At 71.0% G+C, this 15,691-nt stretch carries 14 protein-coding genes; 12 read left to right on the forward strand and 2 right to left on the reverse strand.

Going from position 1 to position 15,691, the window contains the following annotated elements:
- The first annotated feature begins 407 nt into the window (after window positions 1-407).
- The 11 genes from ACH47Z_RS12930 (at window position 408) to ACH47Z_RS12980 (ending at window position 11,427) form a co-directional block, all read left to right on the forward strand.
- Window positions 408-2,633, forward strand: a complete 2,226-nt coding sequence (locus ACH47Z_RS12930; protein ID WP_399073265.1) for a glycoside hydrolase domain-containing protein — start codon at window positions 408-410, stop codon at window positions 2,631-2,633.
- Window positions 2,634-2,643: 10 nt separating this feature from the next.
- The gene (locus ACH47Z_RS12935; protein ID WP_399073266.1) at window positions 2,644-3,054 is read left to right on the forward strand and encodes a hypothetical protein; all 411 of its coding nucleotides are present in this window, start codon (window positions 2,644-2,646) and stop codon (window positions 3,052-3,054) included.
- Between the two features lie 9 nt (window positions 3,055-3,063).
- Window positions 3,064-3,816 carry a hypothetical protein gene (locus tag ACH47Z_RS12940; protein ID WP_399073267.1) on the forward strand — a complete coding sequence of 251 codons (753 nt, stop codon included), beginning with the start codon at window positions 3,064-3,066 and terminating at the stop codon, window positions 3,814-3,816.
- A gap of 57 nt (window positions 3,817-3,873) precedes the next feature.
- Window positions 3,874-4,401 carry a hypothetical protein gene (locus ACH47Z_RS12945; protein WP_399073268.1) on the forward strand — a complete coding sequence of 176 codons (528 nt, stop codon included), beginning with the start codon at window positions 3,874-3,876 and terminating at the stop codon, window positions 4,399-4,401.
- A 41-nt stretch (window positions 4,402-4,442) separates the two neighbouring features.
- On the forward strand, window positions 4,443-5,003 hold the full coding sequence (locus tag ACH47Z_RS12950; protein ID WP_399073269.1) for a hypothetical protein: 561 nt from the start codon (window positions 4,443-4,445) through the stop codon (window positions 5,001-5,003).
- Between the two features lie 137 nt (window positions 5,004-5,140).
- Complete coding sequence (locus ACH47Z_RS12955; protein ID WP_399073270.1) at window positions 5,141-5,953, forward strand: rhomboid-like protein; 813 nt, start codon at window positions 5,141-5,143, stop codon at window positions 5,951-5,953.
- A gap of 126 nt (window positions 5,954-6,079) precedes the next feature.
- Complete coding sequence (gene lon, locus ACH47Z_RS12960) at window positions 6,080-8,500, forward strand: endopeptidase La (RefSeq protein ID WP_399073271.1); 2,421 nt, start codon at window positions 6,080-6,082, stop codon at window positions 8,498-8,500.
- Between the two features lie 95 nt (window positions 8,501-8,595).
- A complete protein-coding gene (locus tag ACH47Z_RS12965; protein WP_399073272.1) occupies window positions 8,596-9,546 on the forward strand; it encodes a serine/threonine-protein kinase in 951 nt (316 codons plus the stop codon).
- A 183-nt stretch (window positions 9,547-9,729) separates the two neighbouring features.
- The gene (locus ACH47Z_RS12970) at window positions 9,730-10,323 is read left to right on the forward strand and encodes a hypothetical protein (protein WP_399073274.1); all 594 of its coding nucleotides are present in this window, start codon (window positions 9,730-9,732) and stop codon (window positions 10,321-10,323) included.
- A 119-nt stretch (window positions 10,324-10,442) separates the two neighbouring features.
- Complete coding sequence (locus ACH47Z_RS12975; protein WP_399073275.1) at window positions 10,443-10,871, forward strand: hypothetical protein; 429 nt, start codon at window positions 10,443-10,445, stop codon at window positions 10,869-10,871.
- Window positions 10,872-10,929: 58 nt separating this feature from the next.
- Window positions 10,930-11,427: a hypothetical protein gene (locus ACH47Z_RS12980; RefSeq protein WP_399073276.1), complete on the forward strand. Its 498-nt coding sequence runs from the start codon at window positions 10,930-10,932 to the stop codon at window positions 11,425-11,427.
- A gap of 19 nt (window positions 11,428-11,446) precedes the next feature.
- On the opposite strand, the gene ACH47Z_RS12985 is transcribed toward ACH47Z_RS12980, so the two are convergent.
- Together ACH47Z_RS12985 and ACH47Z_RS12990 are read right to left on the reverse strand one after the other, a co-directional pair.
- On the reverse strand, window positions 11,447-13,945 hold the full coding sequence (locus ACH47Z_RS12985; protein ID WP_399073277.1) for a SpoIIE family protein phosphatase: 2,499 nt from the start codon (window positions 13,943-13,945) through the stop codon (window positions 11,447-11,449).
- Window positions 13,946-14,092: 147 nt separating this feature from the next.
- Window positions 14,093-14,917 (reverse strand): lysozyme, encoded by an 825-nt coding sequence (locus ACH47Z_RS12990; RefSeq protein ID WP_399073278.1) that lies wholly within the window; start codon window positions 14,915-14,917, stop codon window positions 14,093-14,095.
- A 259-nt stretch (window positions 14,918-15,176) separates the two neighbouring features.
- On the opposite strand from ACH47Z_RS12990, the gene ACH47Z_RS12995 reads away from it, so the two are divergent.
- Entirely contained in the window at window positions 15,177-15,668 is a 492-nt protein-coding gene (locus ACH47Z_RS12995) for a MarR family winged helix-turn-helix transcriptional regulator (protein ID WP_399073279.1), read from the forward strand.
- The last annotated feature ends 23 nt before the right edge of the window (window positions 15,669-15,691 follow it).

Here is a 15,691-nt window from a genome sequence, read left to right on the forward strand (position 1 = left end):
TCAACACAGGAACCTCACGGGTCGGGCGACCGAAGGGCACATTCCGGTCCGGTGTCATCGCACCGCTCGTTTCAAGTCGGGTGCGCCGTCAGCTCTTTACCCAACCATGGGGCGTCCGCGTAAGGTGTGCGCCGTCCGGTCGCTCCGATCAAGCCACCGGAACTTCGATCAGTGCCCGGCTGACCACCGGCGCACTCGGGGGAAGGACTTCGTCATGCCGTCATGCCGTCGGCGCCCGCCCTGCTGTGGGCTGCCCACCTTCATGTAGACGCGGCTTCACCTAGACGCGGCAAGCGCTTTCTCGTCGCCACTGGACGCGCACGTCACCAGCCCTGCCTCCGGCCTTCGCCCGTGCCCTCTGTCTTGTCCTATTCATGTCAGTTTCGCTGAAGGAGAAGCCGCTCCCTATGGCCGACGAGATGGTTCGCAAAGCCCAGACGTTCGTGAACTCCGCCTACGCGGGCAAGCTGGGCATCGACCGCGTACCCGAGACCGGGCAGACCGGGTGGACCACCATGTTCGCCCTCACCCGGGCCCTCCAGTACGAGCTCGGCATCACCACCCTGTCCGACACCTTCGGCCCCACGACGCTCAACGCCCTGCAGTCGAAGTACCCGAGCCTCAACAGCGGCACCGTTCCCAGCGAGAACTTCTGCCGGATCATCCAGTCCGCCCTGTACTGCAAGGGCTACGACGGCGGCGACATCGACGGCAAGTACAGCAGCCGCGTCCAGGCCTCGGTGACCAAGCTGAAGCAGGACATGGGCGTCGACTTCGCGTTCCCCGGCAGCGACGTGACACCGAAGGTGTTCAAGAGCCTGCTCAACATGGACGCCTACGTCACCGTCAACAGCGGTTCGGACGCCATCCGCGCGGTGCAGCGCTGGCTCAACGGTCAGTTCGTCAACCGCAAGGACTTCTTCATCATCCCGTGCGACGGCCACCACTCCCGCGATGTGGCCAAATCCATGCTCTACGCGGTCCAGTACACGCTCGGCATGGCGGACGGCACCGCCAACGGCGTGTTCGGCCCGGGCACGCAGTCGGGTCTGAAGGACAAGGCCACCGTGGGTGTCGGGTCCTCCAGCACCTGGGTCCAGCTGTTCTCCGCGGGCATGGTCCTCAACCAGCGGCCCGTCTCCTTCACCTCGTCCTTCGACGGCACGCTGTCGGACGCCGTCAAGCAGTTCCAGTCGTTCGCGAACCTTCCGGTCACCGGCAAGGGCGACTACTCGACCTGGGCCTCGCTCCTCGTCTCCTACGGCGACCAGGACCGCAAGGGAGAGGCCAGCGACGGCGTCACCCGGATCACCCCCGCGCGTGCGGCCACGCTGAAGGCGCAGGGCATCAAGTACGTGGGCCGCTACCTCACCAACCCGTCCGTCACCACGCTGCCGGAGAAGGCGATCCAGGCCGGCGAACTCCAGACGATCGCCGACAACGGGCTGCGCTGCTTCCCGATCTACCAGACGTACGGGCGCGGCGCCGACGACTTCAGCTACCCCCTCGGGCGTGCGGCGGGCCAGGCCGCGGTGAACGCCGCGCTCGACCACGGCTTCAAGACCGGTACGAGAATCTTCTTCGCCGTCGACTTCGACGCCCTCGACCAGGACGTCACCAGCAGCGTCCTGCCCCACTTCAAGGGCATCGTGGACGCCCTCGCCGACGACGGCAACCGCTATGCGATCGGCGTGTACGGGCCGCGCAACGTGTGCCAGCGCGTCTCGGAGGCCGGGCACGCCACCGCGTCGTTCGTGTCCGACATGTCCTCCGGCTTCTCCGGGAACTTCGGCTACCCACTGCCGGAGAACTGGGCCTACGACCAGGTCGTCACCCGCAAGCTCGGCTCCGGTGACGGGCTGATCGAGATCGACAACAACATCGCCTCCGGGCGCGACACCGGCCAGGGCTCCTTCGACAAGCCCCGCGCGGCCAAGCCCGACGTCCGGCTCAACGGTGACGTCATCTCCGCGATGCAGACGGACGTCGGCAAGTACATGGAGTCCCTCGGCTATCCGCTGGACGGCGGAACGCGCAGCTACCAGCACTGGAAGTGCTTCCAGTCGGCGGTGGTCGACCACGACGACGTGATCACGATGCTGTCGAACAAGTACAACATGCGCAAGGCGCTGATCCAGACGTCCTGTTACTGGGAGATGCGGCACATCACGCCCGAGGACGAGGCGGCCTGGGAGGCCGTGATCCTGGCGTTCAACACGACGGGCACGTACATCAGGGACACCTCGACCGGCATCGCCAAGCAGCGTGCGGTGACCCTCTGCGGGGCGTGGAACTGGGCCCTGGACAAGGGTTATGTGACCGGGCAGCCGTACCGCGACGTGACGAAGGACGCCGACAAGTACAACGTGTGGAAGAAGTCGCACGACGACGAGGAGTTCGCCCTCACCAGCGTCGCGATGATCCACATGTGGGACATCGACGGAAAGCCCGGCGGCGACGACGACTCCAAGGCGCTGCGCAAGCCGAGTCTGGACTACACCGACTACGAGATCTACGAAGTGCTGCGCCGCTACCAGGGGCCCGCCGTGGAGCCGGCGCTGTCCGAGGCGAAGAAGCGCCTCGGCCTCTACTACGTCATGGAGAAGTACAACTCCATCTCCCGCAACCTCTGAAGGCCGCCCCATGCTCGTACTGTCCGCCCTCGCGGTGGGAATCATCGGCACGATCGTCCTCACCGTGAAGGGAATCAGGGCGACGGCCGCGTCCGGTCCACGAGGACTCGTCCTCCTCGGCTTCGCGGTGGGACTCGGCCTGTACACCTGGGGCCTGTTCTTCGTCATGCTCGCCGACGCCGGGAACGGCGGCGCCGACTCGGTGCCCCCGCCGAGCTGCCGGAACGATTCCCGCGCGCTCCACGTCACCAGCACCGACATCAGCTTCGTGCCGCTCCGCGTCGAATGCCGGCTCGCGTCGGGCGGACAGTACAGCTCCGACGACGTACCCGGATACGTCAATCCGGGAGCTTTCGGAGCCGCTCTGGCCAGCACTCTCGCCGCCGTACTCGTGAAAGCCCGTGATCGTCAAAGCCCGTGAGGAGAAGCGTTGACGCACATATCCCGCCGTTCGGCCCTGCGCCGTGCCGGTTTCATCACCGCAGGCACCGTTCTCGGATCCCAGCTGCTGACCACTCCCGGTCACGCCGCGTCCGGGCGGCCCGACCCCCACAAGCTGCGCGAGGCGGTACGCAGAGCCCAGGAGCACGCCCGGCAGCGCAAGGAGCACGCCGGGACCGGCGCCCCGTCGCAGAACGGCTGGGAGATGGAGAAGGTCGCCGACGACCGCGGCAACGTCTACACCCGGCCCGTCCCCGGAACGCCGCTCAAGGTCCAGGCCCGCATGGGCGACGCCGAGGCCGTCCTGGTCCATGTCATCCGCCGCTTCCACTACGACATCGACGCGCTCGGCGTCCGCGGGGAGCCGCGCGCGGTCGAGGGCTGGGTGCCCGCGTCGGAGATCCGCGACCGGCGCCTTCCCGAGTCGAACCGGGCGTCCGGGACCGCGATCGTCATCCGGCCGGGCTCGTACCCGCCGGGTCTGCGCGGCAGCTTCACCCCGGCCCAGGAACTGCTGATCCGGGACATCCTCGCCGACACCGAGGGCGTGGTGCGCTGGGGCGGCGACGACAAGCGCCCCTACGAGGGCCTGTTCTACGTCGGCGTACGTCCCGGCGACCCGCGTCTGGCGCAGGTCGCCGCCAAGCTCCGCGCCTGGGACGCCGCTCCGGGCCAGGGCGCCGGAGTCCTCGCCGACATGGCGCAGCCCGCCCGACGGCGCCGGGCCGCCCGCTACCAGTGACCGGCCGTCAGTGACCCGCCCTCAGTGACACGTTCACCAGTGAAGGGAACCACCCCCATGCGTAAGCTCATCACATCCCTCGGACTGGGGGCCTCGGCCGCCGGCGTCTGCATGCTGCTGGCCGCACCGGCCTCCGCGGCCGCGCTCACGACCAGCTCCCACTTCGACGTCACCTACCCCGACAAGCGGCCGGCGCAGACCTACTACGTGCACAACACCGCCGAGCTGAAGAACGGCATGGTGACGGGCAAGTCGAGCGTGAACTGGCAGATCCTCGACGACCAGGTCGTCGACCTGTCCAAGCGGTTCACCAGCTTCAAGATCACGTCGCGGATCGAGGAGCGGCTGACCAAGACCGGCGAGGACCACGTGGTCACCTCGAAGACATGCGACCTGACCACGCTCGTCAACGACAACTACACCTGGTTCCTCGACGAGGCGGCCAACCGCTGCGTCCCGCAGTCCTCCCTCTACGACGGCGAGGTGTTCTGGTCGACCGACTCCACGATCGTCTACGACATCGAGGGGGACGGAAAGGGCGCGATCACCCAGCAGCTCACCGGCTCGCCGCTGATCCACGGCTGAGAAACCGACCGCATCTTCCGGAAGGGACACTCCTGAACCCCATGCGCAGACTCATTCGTGGCGCCGTTCCCGCCGTCGCCCTCCTCGCTTCCGTCGCCGCCGCTCCCCAGGCCCTGGCCGGGGACGCCGCTCCCACCCATGCCGACCGGGTCGTTCCCGGGACCGGCGTCTCGCTCTCCGAGGCCGGCGCGCGCAGCGCGCAGACCCGTGCGATCGCGGCCGCGAACCCGGCGGCGGTCAGGGCGACCGCCACGCTCTGCGGCAGCGGCTACGAGCTGCAGTTCGCGGAACGCCTGCCCGACGCGCGGCGCTTCGGCACCCTCTTCACCTACACCAAGTCCTCCACCGGCAGGTTCGGGGCGTGCGCGGTCTTCGACAACAACCTCGGCACCGCGAAGCACATGAAGCTGAAGCTGTGTCCGAACAAGGCGAACACCGCCTGCAAGACGGACGAGGGCACCTACTCGCAGTACGCGGGCCCCGTGAAGTACGAGGACAACGGCCCCGGCGGGTGGGTCGACTGCTCCATGGTGAACGCGATCATGTGGTCGGACGGCATCGCGATCATCGACCGGCAGATGGCCGTCGCGCCGTGTGACTGAGTTTCGCCCGTTCGGCGGGGGCGGGGACGCACTCGGCGCGTGAGAGGTTGCTGTGAATCGGCTCTCGCGTGGCGTCGGTCATAGACACGCGGCCCGCCGAGCCCCAATGGTGGGCGCAACGGAAGGAGCGCCACATCGTGGAACGGACCGCGACGGGCCCTCAGGCGGCCGCGTCCCCGCCCCTGACGGGCACGCCCCTGTCCGACGGCACGGCGGCCGTCATCCCGGCCCCCGCGCTCCCCGCCCTGCTGGACGGCATGCCGCGCCAGCGCGGCGCCACGCCCCCTGCTTCCGCTCCCGCTCTCACCCTCGCCGAGGCGCGCCCGAACCCGCTCGCCGCGCGGCTGTGGCGGCTGCTGCCGACCCCGGCCGGCACACCCTTCACCTTCGCCTACGCGGCCGTCCTGGCCCTCACCTCCGCGATCGGCGCCGTGGCCGCTCCCGGCCTGATGAACACCCTCTACCAGGACTCCAGCACGGACGTGGCCCACCTGGTGCAGTCGCCGGCGGTGGTGCTCCTGGCGAGCGCGCTGTGGATCGCGGGCGGGATCCTCTCGCCGTACTCGGCCGCCTTCGTGCTGGTGCTCACCGCGCTGGAGCGGCGCATAGGCGGTGCGCGGGCGGCCTGTGTCTTCCTCGCCGGGCACGTCCTGGCCACGCTCGCGACCGAGATCCCGGTGGGCCTGGCCGTCCTGCTCGGCCACCTCCCCACGACCTCACTGCACCGCCTGGACTACGGCATCAGCTTCGGCGTGGCCGCCAGCATCGGCTCCCTGGCCGGCCTCCTCGCCCCCTGGTTCCGCTGGCCCCTGCTCACGGTCATGGCCGGCCTGCTGCTCAGCGACCTGGCCGAGTTCGTGGACCCGATGACGGACTGGGGCCATCTGATCGCCCTGACGATAGGGGTGGCGAGCTGGCCCCTGGTGCGCCGCTGGGCGCAGCCGGTCTGACCCTCCCCACCTGCACGAATCTCTGCGTCACCTCCTGATCGCTCACAGCGAACAAACGGAGGGAACATCAGCCCATGCCCAGAGGTTGAGTCGGCATAGCTCAAGTTGACTGCCGAAGGGGAGATCATGGCTGCTGAGTCCACGGCGTTCACGCTCGTCCTGCCCGTTCTGCCGCTCGACGACGAGGTCGTGCTGCCCGGCATGGTGGTTCCGCTGGACCTGAGCGATGCCGAGGTGCGGGCCGCGGTGGAGGCCGCACAGGCCGCCGCCCGGTCGGCGCCCGGAAAGCCCAGGGTGCTGCTGGTGCCACGCGTCGACGGCACGTACGCCAAGACCGGTGTGCTCGGCACGGTCGAGCAGGTCGGCCGGCTGGCCGACGGTGACCCGGGGGCTCTGATCCGCGGCCGGAGCAGGGTGCGGATCGGTGCCGGTACGACCGGCCCCGGCGCGGCCCTGTGGGTCGAGGGCGCGCGGATCGACGAGACCGTGCCGGACCCGCTGCCGGGTCAGGTCGCGGACCTCGTGAAGGAGTACAAGGCGCTCGCCACCACGTGGCTGAAGAAGCGCGGCGCCTGGCAGATCGTGGACCGGGTCCAGGCCATCGAGGACGTCTCGGCGCTGGCCGACAACTCCGGCTACTCGCCGTTCCTGACCACCGAGCAGAAGGTCGAACTGCTGGAGACCGCCGACCCGGTGGCCCGGCTCAAGCTCGCCACGCAGACGCTCCGCGACCACCTCGCCGAGCAGGACGTGGCCGAGACCATCGCCAAGGACGTCCAGGAAGGCGTCGACAAGCAGCAGCGCGAGTTCCTGCTGCGCCGCCAGCTGGAGGCCGTCCGCAAGGAACTGCGCGAGCTGAACGGCGAGCAGGACGGCGAGGAGTCCGACGACTACCGCGCCCGCGTCGAGGCCGCCGACCTGCCGGAGAAGGTCCGCGAGGCCGCGCTCAAGGAGGTCGACAAGCTGGAGCGGTCCAGTGACCAGTCCCCGGAGGGCTCCTGGATCCGCACCTGGCTGGACACCGTCCTCGAGATGCCCTGGAACGAGCGGACCGAGGACGCGTACGACATCCAGGGCGCCAAGGCGGTCCTGGACGCCGAGCACGCGGGCCTGGAGGACGTGAAGGAGCGCATCACCGAGTACCTGGCGGTGCGCAAGCGGCGCGGTGAGCGCGGCCTGGGCGTGATCGGCGGGCGGCGCGGCGGTGCCGTACTGGCCCTCGTAGGGCCCCCTGGCGTCGGAAAGACCAGCTTGGGCGAGAGTGTGGCCCACGCCATGGGCCGCAAGTTCGTCCGCGTCGCCCTCGGCGGCGTCCGTGACGAGGCCGAGGTCCGCGGCCACCGGCGTACGTACGTCGGCGCGCTGCCCGGCCGGATCGTGCGCGCCGTCAAGGAGGCCGGGTCGATGAACCCGGTGGTCCTGCTGGACGAGATCGACAAGGTGGGGTCGGACTTCCGCGGCGACCCGGCGGCGGCCCTGCTGGAGGTGCTGGACCCCGCGCAGAACCACACCTTCCGCGACCACTACCTGGAGGTCGAACTCGACCTGTCGGACGTGGTCTTCCTCGCCACCGCCAACGTCCTGGAGGCCATCCCGGAGGCGCTCGCCGACCGTATGGAGATCGTCCGGCTCGACGGCTACACCGAGGACGAGAAGGTCGTCATCGCCCGTGACCACCTGCTCCCGCGCCAGCTGGAGCGGGCCGGCCTGAACAAGGACGAGGTCACCCTGGACGAGAGCGCCCTGCGCAAGCTGGCCGGCGAGTACACCCGGGAGGCGGGCGTGCGCACCCTGGAGCGCTCGATCGCCCGCCTGCTCCGCAAGGTCGCGGCCCAGCACGAACTGGGCGAGCGGGAACTGCCGTTCACCGTCCGCGAGGAGGATCTGCGCGGTCTGATCGGGCGTCCGCACCACGTGCCCGAGTCCGCCCAGGACCCGGCCGAGCGCCGTACGTCCGTCCCGGGCGTGGCGACGGGTCTCGCGGTCACCGGCGCGGGCGGTGACGTCCTCTACGTCGAGGCGTCGCTGGCCGACCCGGAGACGGGCGCGGCGGGGCTGACCCTGACCGGTCAGCTGGGTGACGTGATGAAGGAGTCGGCGCAGATCGCGCTGAGCTTCCTGCGCAGCCACGGTGCCGAACTGGAGCTGCCGGTGGCCGACCTGAAGGACCGGGGTGTGCACATCCACTTCCCGGCGGGCGCGGTCCCGAAGGACGGCCCGAGCGCGGGCATCACGATGACGACGGCCCTCGCGTCCCTCCTCTCCGGCCGCCTGGTCCGCACGGACGTGGCGATGACCGGCGAGGTCTCGCTGACCGGCCGCGTCCTGCCCATCGGCGGCGTGAAGCAGAAGCTGCTCGCCGCCCACCGCGCCGGGGTGACCACCGTGATCATCCCCAAGCGCAACGAACCCGACCTGGACGACGTTCCGGCCGAGGTGCTGGACAAGCTCGACGTCCACGCCGTGACCGATGTCCGCCAGGTCCTGGAGCTGGCACTCGCGCCCGCCATGAACGGCGCGACGCCGGAGGTTCCGGTCGCGGCGTGACGGACGCGATCGGATAGCCGGAGGCCCGGGTCCCGTGAGGGAGGCCCGGGCCTCCGTCATGCGGCCACATCGGCATAGATCGGTAGAATTCAGGCGTGAGTTGGCCTCCCGAGAGCCCCTCCGGCCTCATCGGGGCCGAGATCGCGGGCTACCGGGTGGAGCGCGAGCTCGGCCGTGGCGGCATGGCCGTCGTCTACCAGGCCAGGGATCTCCGGCTCGGGCGGACCGTCGCCCTCAAACTGCTCGCGCCCGAGTACACGCGCAACGACGCCTTTCGGCGCCGCTTCGAGCAGGAGTCACGGGTGGCCGCCGCCATCGACCATCCCCACATCGTGCCCGTCTTCGAGGCCGGTGAGGCCGACGGGATTCTCTACATCGCCATGTGCTTCGTCGTCGGACTCGATCTGCGCGCGCTGATCGAACAGGAGGGGCACCTGCCGGTGCCCCCCACGTTGCGCATGGCGGCCCAGCTGGGCTCCGCGCTCGACGCGGCCCACGCCCACGACCTGGTGCACCGGGATGTGAAACCGGCCAACGTCCTGGTCGCCAAGGGCGTCGACAGCGAGCACCCCGAGCACGTCTACCTCACCGACTTCGGGCTGGCGAAGAAGTCGCTGTCGCTCACCGGGTTCACCACCGCCGGCGAGTTCGTCGGCACCCTCGACTACGTGGCCCCCGAGCGGATCGCCGGGCGCCCGGTGGACGGCAGAGCCGACCTGTACAGCCTGGCCTGCGTGGTCCACGAGATGCTCGCCGGCGCCCCGCCCTTCCGGCGGGCGGACCACCTCGAGCTGCTGTGGGCCCACCAGTACGATCCGCCGCCCGCCCTCAGCGAGGAGCGGCCGGACATCCCGGCGATCGCCGCCGACGTCGTACTGAAGGCCCTGGCCAAGGCGCCGGACGACCGGCACGACAGCTGCCTGGAATTCGTCGCGGCCCTGCGCGCGGCCGTCGCCGACATCGGCCCCTGCGGCCGTACGCCGACCCTGGTGGACCGCGTGCCGCCGCCGGATCCGCCGTCCTGGGCCCGGCCTTTCCTCGGCTGACCTGTGCCGCTTACGCGGGCTTTACCCCATGCCTGTGGGTGCGTCAAGTCCCGAGTCCTCGGAACGTGACCCTGATTTCCCGTTCGGGCTTACTTGAAGCACGGCCTCACCGCAAAGGAAACGAGGCGGCACGGAGAGCGGAAATCCTCTCCGGAATTCATCGCACCGAATGGGAGAAAACTCATGACTCGTAACGTTCGCACCCACGACGAAATCCGTCCGAAGCGCCGGGGGCTGCGGCTGGCGGCTTTCGCCGCCTCGGCCGCGCTGGTCACCGGAGGCGTCCTCATCCCCGTGTCCAGCGCGATGGCGGCCCCGATGCCCGCCTCGACCGTGGCCTTCGTCCATGGCGGTGGCGCCGGTGGCGCCGGTGGTGCCGGCGGCAGCGGTGTGGTCGGCGGCGGCGGTGGCGCCGGAGGGTCCGGCGGCGGCAGCGTTCTCGGCACCGGCGGTGACGGCGGCGCGGGCGGCGCGGGCGGCAACGGCCTCCTTACCGGTGGCGGCGGCGGTGGCGGCGGTGGCGGTGGCCAGGGCTTCGTCGGCGGTAACGGCGGCCAGGGCGGCAACGGCGGCTCCGGCATCCTCTCCGGCGGTGGCGGCGGCCAGGGCGGCGGCGGCGGCGACGGCGTCGCCAAGGGCGGCAACGGCGGCGGCGGCGGTAACGGCGGCAACAGCATCTTCCAGGGCGGCAACGGCGGTGCCGGCGGCAAGGGCGGCCTCGGCTTCATCGGTGGCTCCGGCGGGAACGGCGGGGCCGGCGGCTTCAGCCTCTTCTGACCGTCCCTGGGGGTGGAGGCCGCCCAGGCCTCCACCCCCCTGAACCGGGCCACAGTGCCCACATCCAAAACCTCTCACCTCGCACCCAGATCGACCCCCGATCGGAAACGGAGACCACGATGTCCACAAGCCTCTGGCGGCGTCCCTCCCTTCTCGCGGCGGCCTCCGTGGCCATCGTCACCGTCACCGCGTGCGGCGCCCAGGCAGCCACCCACTCCTCCCCGGCCCCTAGCGGCTACGCGGCCCTGGCCCAGCAGTCCGACCACTGCGGAGAGGGCGGCGCGGGCGGCAAGGGCGGTGCGCCCGGCCAGCCGGGTCAGCCCGGCCAACCCGGCAAGCCCGGCTGCCTCTCGTTCGACGCCCTGCCCGACAAGCCGAAGTCGGACCTCACCCCGGTGGACCGGGCGAGGATCGCGGTGACCGTGCTGACCGGCCGGGCGACGAAGGCCGACGTGGCCAAGAAGTACAAGATCTCCGAGAAGGAGGTCGACACGTGGGAGCGCCAGGTCCTGAACGGCGACTGGCTCGGCCTTCTGGAATCCAATTAACCCGGGCAGAAACCCGGAGCAATTAACCCGGACAGAAACCCGGAGAAAGAGAAAACCCATGCGCAGGCACTCTCGGAAATTCGGTCTCGGCCTCGCCGTCTCGGCCATGGTGATCGCCGGAGGCGCGATGGCACCGGCCGCGATGGCCGACACCGGCCCCGTCGGCGGCGTCCATACGGGCAGTGGCATCCAAGTGGGCAACGGCAGCGTCCGCGTCGGTAACGGCATCTGCGCGGGCAACTGCAACGGCAGCGTCAACGGGACCAGCGGGTCCGGCGGCGGCATCTGCGCCGGCCTCTGCAACGGCAGCGCCAACGGCGGCAACGGCACCGACGGCGCACCGGGCCGTGACGGCACCAAGGGCGGCAACGGCGGGATCTGCGCCGGCGTCTGCTCGGGCAGCGTGAACGGCGGCGCCGGCGGGAACGGCGGCGCCGCGGTGGGCACGGGCGACGGCGGCAACGGCGGGCAGGGCGGGAACGGCGGGATCTGCCTCGGCGTCGGCTGCGAGACCAGCGGTCAGGGCGGCCGTGGCGGCAACGGTGGCAACGGCTGACCGGCCCGGTGAGGCCGGCTCACCCGGTGGCCCGGGAGAGCGACTGCTCCGCCCACACCGTCTTGCCGACCCGGTCGTGCCGGGTGCCCCAGCGTTCGGCGAGCTGGGCGACCAGCAGCAGGCCCCGGCCGCCCTCGTCGAAGATGCGGGCGCGGCGCATGTGCGGGGTGGTGCCGCTGGCGTCGTACACCTCGCAGATCAGGGTGGCGTCCTGGTGGATCAGCCGGAGCTGGATGGGCGGGCGGCCGTAGCGGATGGCGTTGGTGACCATCTCGCTGACCATCAGCTCGGTGGTGAACGCGACCTCCTCAAGGCCCCACGCGGACAGCTGCTCGTCGGTGAGCCGACGGGCGTGGGAGACCACGACGGGGTCGTCCGCCAGCTCCCAGGCGGCGACCCGGTCCTCGTGCAGGGCCCGGGTACGGGCGACGAGCAGGGCGATGTCGTCGTCCGGGCGGTGGCTCAGCAGCGCCGTGAGCACGTGGTCGCAGACCGAGTCCAGGGTCTTCGCGGGGCGGCCGAGCGCGGCGAACATCTTGTCCAGCGCCTCGTCGATGTCGTGCTCGCGGGCCTCGAACAGCCCGTCGGTGTACAGGGCGAGCAGACTGCCCTCGGCCAGGTCGGCCTCGATGGCCTCGAAGGGCAGCCCGCCGAGTCCGAGCGGCGGGCCCGCGGGGACGTCGAGGAAGCGTACGGTGCCGTCCGGGGTGACCACGGCGGGCGGCGGATGCCCGGCCCGGGCCAGGGTGCAGCGGCGGGAGACCGGGTCGTAGACCGCGTACAGGCAGGTGGTGCCGATGCCGCCGGCGGTGTCCCCGGCCGGGTCCGTGCTGCTCTCGTCGGCGGCGAGTCGCAGGACCAGGTCGTCGAGGTGGGTGAGCAGTTCGTCGGGCGGCAGATCGACGTCGGCGAGCGTGCGGACCGCGGTGCGCAGCCGGCCCATGGTCGCCGAGGCGCGGATGCCGTGCCCGACCACGTCGCCCACGACCAGCGCCACCCGGGCGCCGGACAGCGGGATCACGTCGAACCAGTCGCCGCCGACCCCGGCCCGGGTCGCGGCGGGCAGATAGCGGGTGGCGATCTCCAGGGCCGCCTGGTCGGGCAGGGTGTGCGGGAGCAGGCTGCGCTGCAGGGCCATCGTGGTGGTACGGGCCCGGGTCTGGTCGCGGGCCTGCCGGAAGCCGGCGGCCGCCCTGGCCGTGAACTCCTGCGCCTGCCGCAGATCCTCCGGCCCGAACGGCTCCCGGCCACGCCGCCGCCCGAACAGAGCCACGCCGAGCGGGCCCCCCGGCGTCGACAGCGGCACCGCCAGCAACGACCCCACCCCGGCCGCCCGCACCCACCCCGCGCCGGGATCCACCGCCGCCCACTGGGCGACATCCGGATCCGCCGTGTCGCACAACACCGGACGCCCCACCGCCAGACACCGGGCAGGCGGAGCCCCCGCAGGACAGCCAACGGCCTCACCCACCCCACCGGCCGACCCGACACCGCCTGATACGGCACGCACCGCGACGCGCCGCAACACAACCGCCCCGGACCGCAGCCCGCTCCCCTCGCCGACCTCGCCCCCGGTGCCTCCGGCCTCGGTGCCTCCAGCCCCTTGGGCTTCTTCGGGCCCGGTCCGTCCGGCTTCTCCGGCTCGTCCGGGCGTTTCGGCCGCCGCTTGTCCTCCTGCCCCCACGATCCCCACCGCGTCCTCCGGCGGTGTGTCGAGCAGATCGACCACCATGGCGTCGGCGAGGCCGGGGACCGTGGCCTCGGCGAGTTCCTGGGCGTGGCGTGTCTGGTCCGGGCCCGGGGCGGTCTGTGTGTCACTCGGTGTGATCGTGGAGTCCTGCGCGGCGGGCGGACGGGCGGACAGGCAGACGGCCCGGACCCTGCCGTCGGCGTCCTTCAGGGGGGTGAGGACGATGGTGCGGCTCAGTTCCGGCCAGAGCCGTGCCCGGATCTCCTGCGGCCGGCCGGACTCCAGCGCGTGCCGCATCGACCCGTCGGCCTCCTCGCTCGCGGCGCCGGGCACGATGTGCGGCAGACGCAGGCCTCGTACCGCGGCCTCGGGCAGGGCGAGGGCGCGTTCCATGCGGCGGTTGGCGCGCACCAGGCGCAGCTCGGCGTCGAAGATGGCCAGCGGGAACGGGGACTGGAGGAACGTCCACTCCTCCAGCGGCTCGCCCCGGGGCGGCTGCGCGCGGGCCGGTACGGCGCTCACCACGAGCCATTCGGTGCCCCCGGTCTGCGAGGTGCGCCGGTGCGCGAGCACGGCCAGTTCCAGGAGCCGGCCGTCGTGGTGGCGCAGCGGCAGCGTGCCGTTCCAGCGCTGCCGCCCGGTCAGCACCCGGCGGGCGGCCGAGCCCTCGGTGGCGAGCAGGGCGGTGGCGGGGCGGCCGACGACGGCGGGGGAGTCGTAGCCGAGCAGCCGCTGTGCTCCTTCGCTCCAGCTCGTGAGGATGCCCTGTTCGTCGATGGTGGCCGTGGCCGTGTACGTGTACGTCGACTGTCGCTCCTGTCGCTCCATCGCCGCTCATCTCGCCCTAGCTCGGCAGCCTCTCCTGACCAGGATCGTCCGGGGCGGCGCGGAGCACCAACGCAGCGTTTCGCGGCGCTCCGGGAACAGAGCGACCCCTGCCCGTCGGGCAGGGGTCAGCAGCGAGCCGTACAGCCGTCAGCCGTTGGCCAAGGCCTGCACCCGGTCCAGGGCGCCGTTGAACTTGTCGTGGTCACCGACGGTCGGGCCGGAGGAGGTGTACTGCCACATCGTGTAGTACGACCACCCGGCCGGCAGCGTCCCCGGGTCCGAGGCGTAGCGGGCGATCCACAGCGGGTTGTTCGTCGCGAAGCCGCCGTAGTTCCCGGTGCACTGGGTCCACCAGCTGGTCGCGGTGTAGATCACGGCGTCCCGGCCGGTCAGGGACTTGTAGGTGTTCAGGAAGTCGGCGATCCAGCTGACCATCTGGCTCGCGGTCTTGCCGTAGCAGGCGGCGCCGTAGGGGTTCCACTCGATGTCGAGCGTGCCGGGCAGGGTCTTGCCGTCCCCGGACCAGCCGCCGCCGTGGCCGACGAAGTAGCTCGCCTGGGTGGCGCCGCTGGTGGTGTCCGGGGTCGCGAAGTGGTAGGCGCCGCGGATCATGCCCACGTTGTACGAGCCGTTGTACTGCTGGGCGAAGTACGGGTTCGTGTAGTACGTGCCTTCCGTCGCCTTGGTGTACGCCCAGCGCACCCCGCTGTTCCACAGGGTCGACCAGGCGACGTTGCCCTGGTAGCCGGCGACGTCCACGCCCTCGGTCTGGGTGACGGCGGCGGGGGCGGGGGTGCCGGCCTTGCCGTCGTGGGCGAGGACGCCCATGCCCATGTGGGCGGAACCGCGGCCGGGTTTCGTGGCGGCCTGGGCGGAGCTGAGGGGAAGAGTGAAGGAGAGCGCCGCGAGCAGGGCCGTGACGAGGACGGCGACCGGGCGCGGCCGGAAGGAACCGGGTCTGTGCACGGGCATGACGTGCCTCCGGGGAGAGTGAGTGGGGGGAGCAACAAACCTGTGGGAGGAACCGTGGGGAAAACTTGTGGGGGGTCGTCCCACTGATGTGGGCATGCCATTCATTGCCTGGTAAAGAAGCTACGCACGTAGATGACGGCGTGGGAAGGGGGTCCGGACTCCGCCGTTGGTCTACGCCTGCGAAATACTTGAGGAGCTGCGGCAATGGCGGCGTTTGGCAGAAACTTTCAGAATCGCGAAACCGAGCAGGGGTGCTGACGTGCATGAGCACGGAAACGACGGCGCACATCGCGCCGCCGGGCAGATGACGCCCAGTGGTGCAGACCAGGAATTCCTTGCGCTGGAGCGGGAGTTGACCGTGCTCCTGCGGCGCGCCCGGGCCAACCAGGGCGAGATGGCCCGTGAGGTCCATCCCGACCTGGAGTCCTCCGCGTACGGCCTGCTCATCCGGCTGGACGAGTGCGGCGGGCAGCGGGCCACGGAACTCGCCGGCTACATCGGCGTCGGCAAGGCCACCATGTCCCGCCAGCTGCGCGCCCTGGAGGAGCTGGGCCTGATCGCCCGCGAACCCGACCCCGCCGACGGCCGCGCCTGGCTCGTCACCCTCACCGACGAGGGCCGCGGCCGGGTCGGCAAGGTCCGCGAGGCCCGCCGCGCCCGCTACGTCAGCCAGCTCGCCCACTGGGACCGCCGCGAGGTCGCGGAACTGGCCCGGTTGCTGAACCAGTTGAACGGCGTCATGGAGAAGTAGACCGGGAAGCGGACCGCGGGGGC

Source organism: Streptomyces sp. NPDC020192 (genome assembly GCF_044388685.1).
Taxonomy (GTDB): Bacteria; Actinomycetota; Actinomycetes; order Streptomycetales; family Streptomycetaceae; genus Streptomyces.

Excerpts from the sequence above, each read along its gene's own strand:
- ACH47Z_RS12980 (WP_399073276.1), top strand. The coding sequence starts at position 10,930 with ATGCGCAGGCACTCTCGGAAATTCGGTCTCGGCCTCGCCGTCTCGGCC.
- ACH47Z_RS12930 (WP_399073265.1), top strand. The coding sequence starts at position 408 with ATGGCCGACGAGATGGTTCGCAAAGCCCAGACGTTCGTGAACTCCGCC.
- ACH47Z_RS12950 (WP_399073269.1), top strand. The coding sequence starts at position 4,443 with ATGCGCAGACTCATTCGTGGCGCCGTTCCCGCCGTCGCCCTCCTCGCT.
- ACH47Z_RS12970 (WP_399073274.1), top strand. The coding sequence starts at position 9,730 with ATGACTCGTAACGTTCGCACCCACGACGAAATCCGTCCGAAGCGCCGG.
- ACH47Z_RS12985 (WP_399073277.1), bottom strand. The coding sequence starts at position 13,945 with ATGGAGCGACAGGAGCGACAGTCGACGTACACGTACACGGCCACGGCC.
- ACH47Z_RS12975 (WP_399073275.1), top strand. The coding sequence starts at position 10,443 with ATGTCCACAAGCCTCTGGCGGCGTCCCTCCCTTCTCGCGGCGGCCTCC.
- ACH47Z_RS12935 (WP_399073266.1), top strand. The coding sequence starts at position 2,644 with ATGCTCGTACTGTCCGCCCTCGCGGTGGGAATCATCGGCACGATCGTC.
- ACH47Z_RS12990 (WP_399073278.1), bottom strand. The coding sequence starts at position 14,917 with ATGCCCGTGCACAGACCCGGTTCCTTCCGGCCGCGCCCGGTCGCCGTC.
- lon (WP_399073271.1), top strand. The coding sequence starts at position 6,080 with ATGGCTGCTGAGTCCACGGCGTTCACGCTCGTCCTGCCCGTTCTGCCG.
- ACH47Z_RS12945 (WP_399073268.1), top strand. The coding sequence starts at position 3,874 with ATGCGTAAGCTCATCACATCCCTCGGACTGGGGGCCTCGGCCGCCGGC.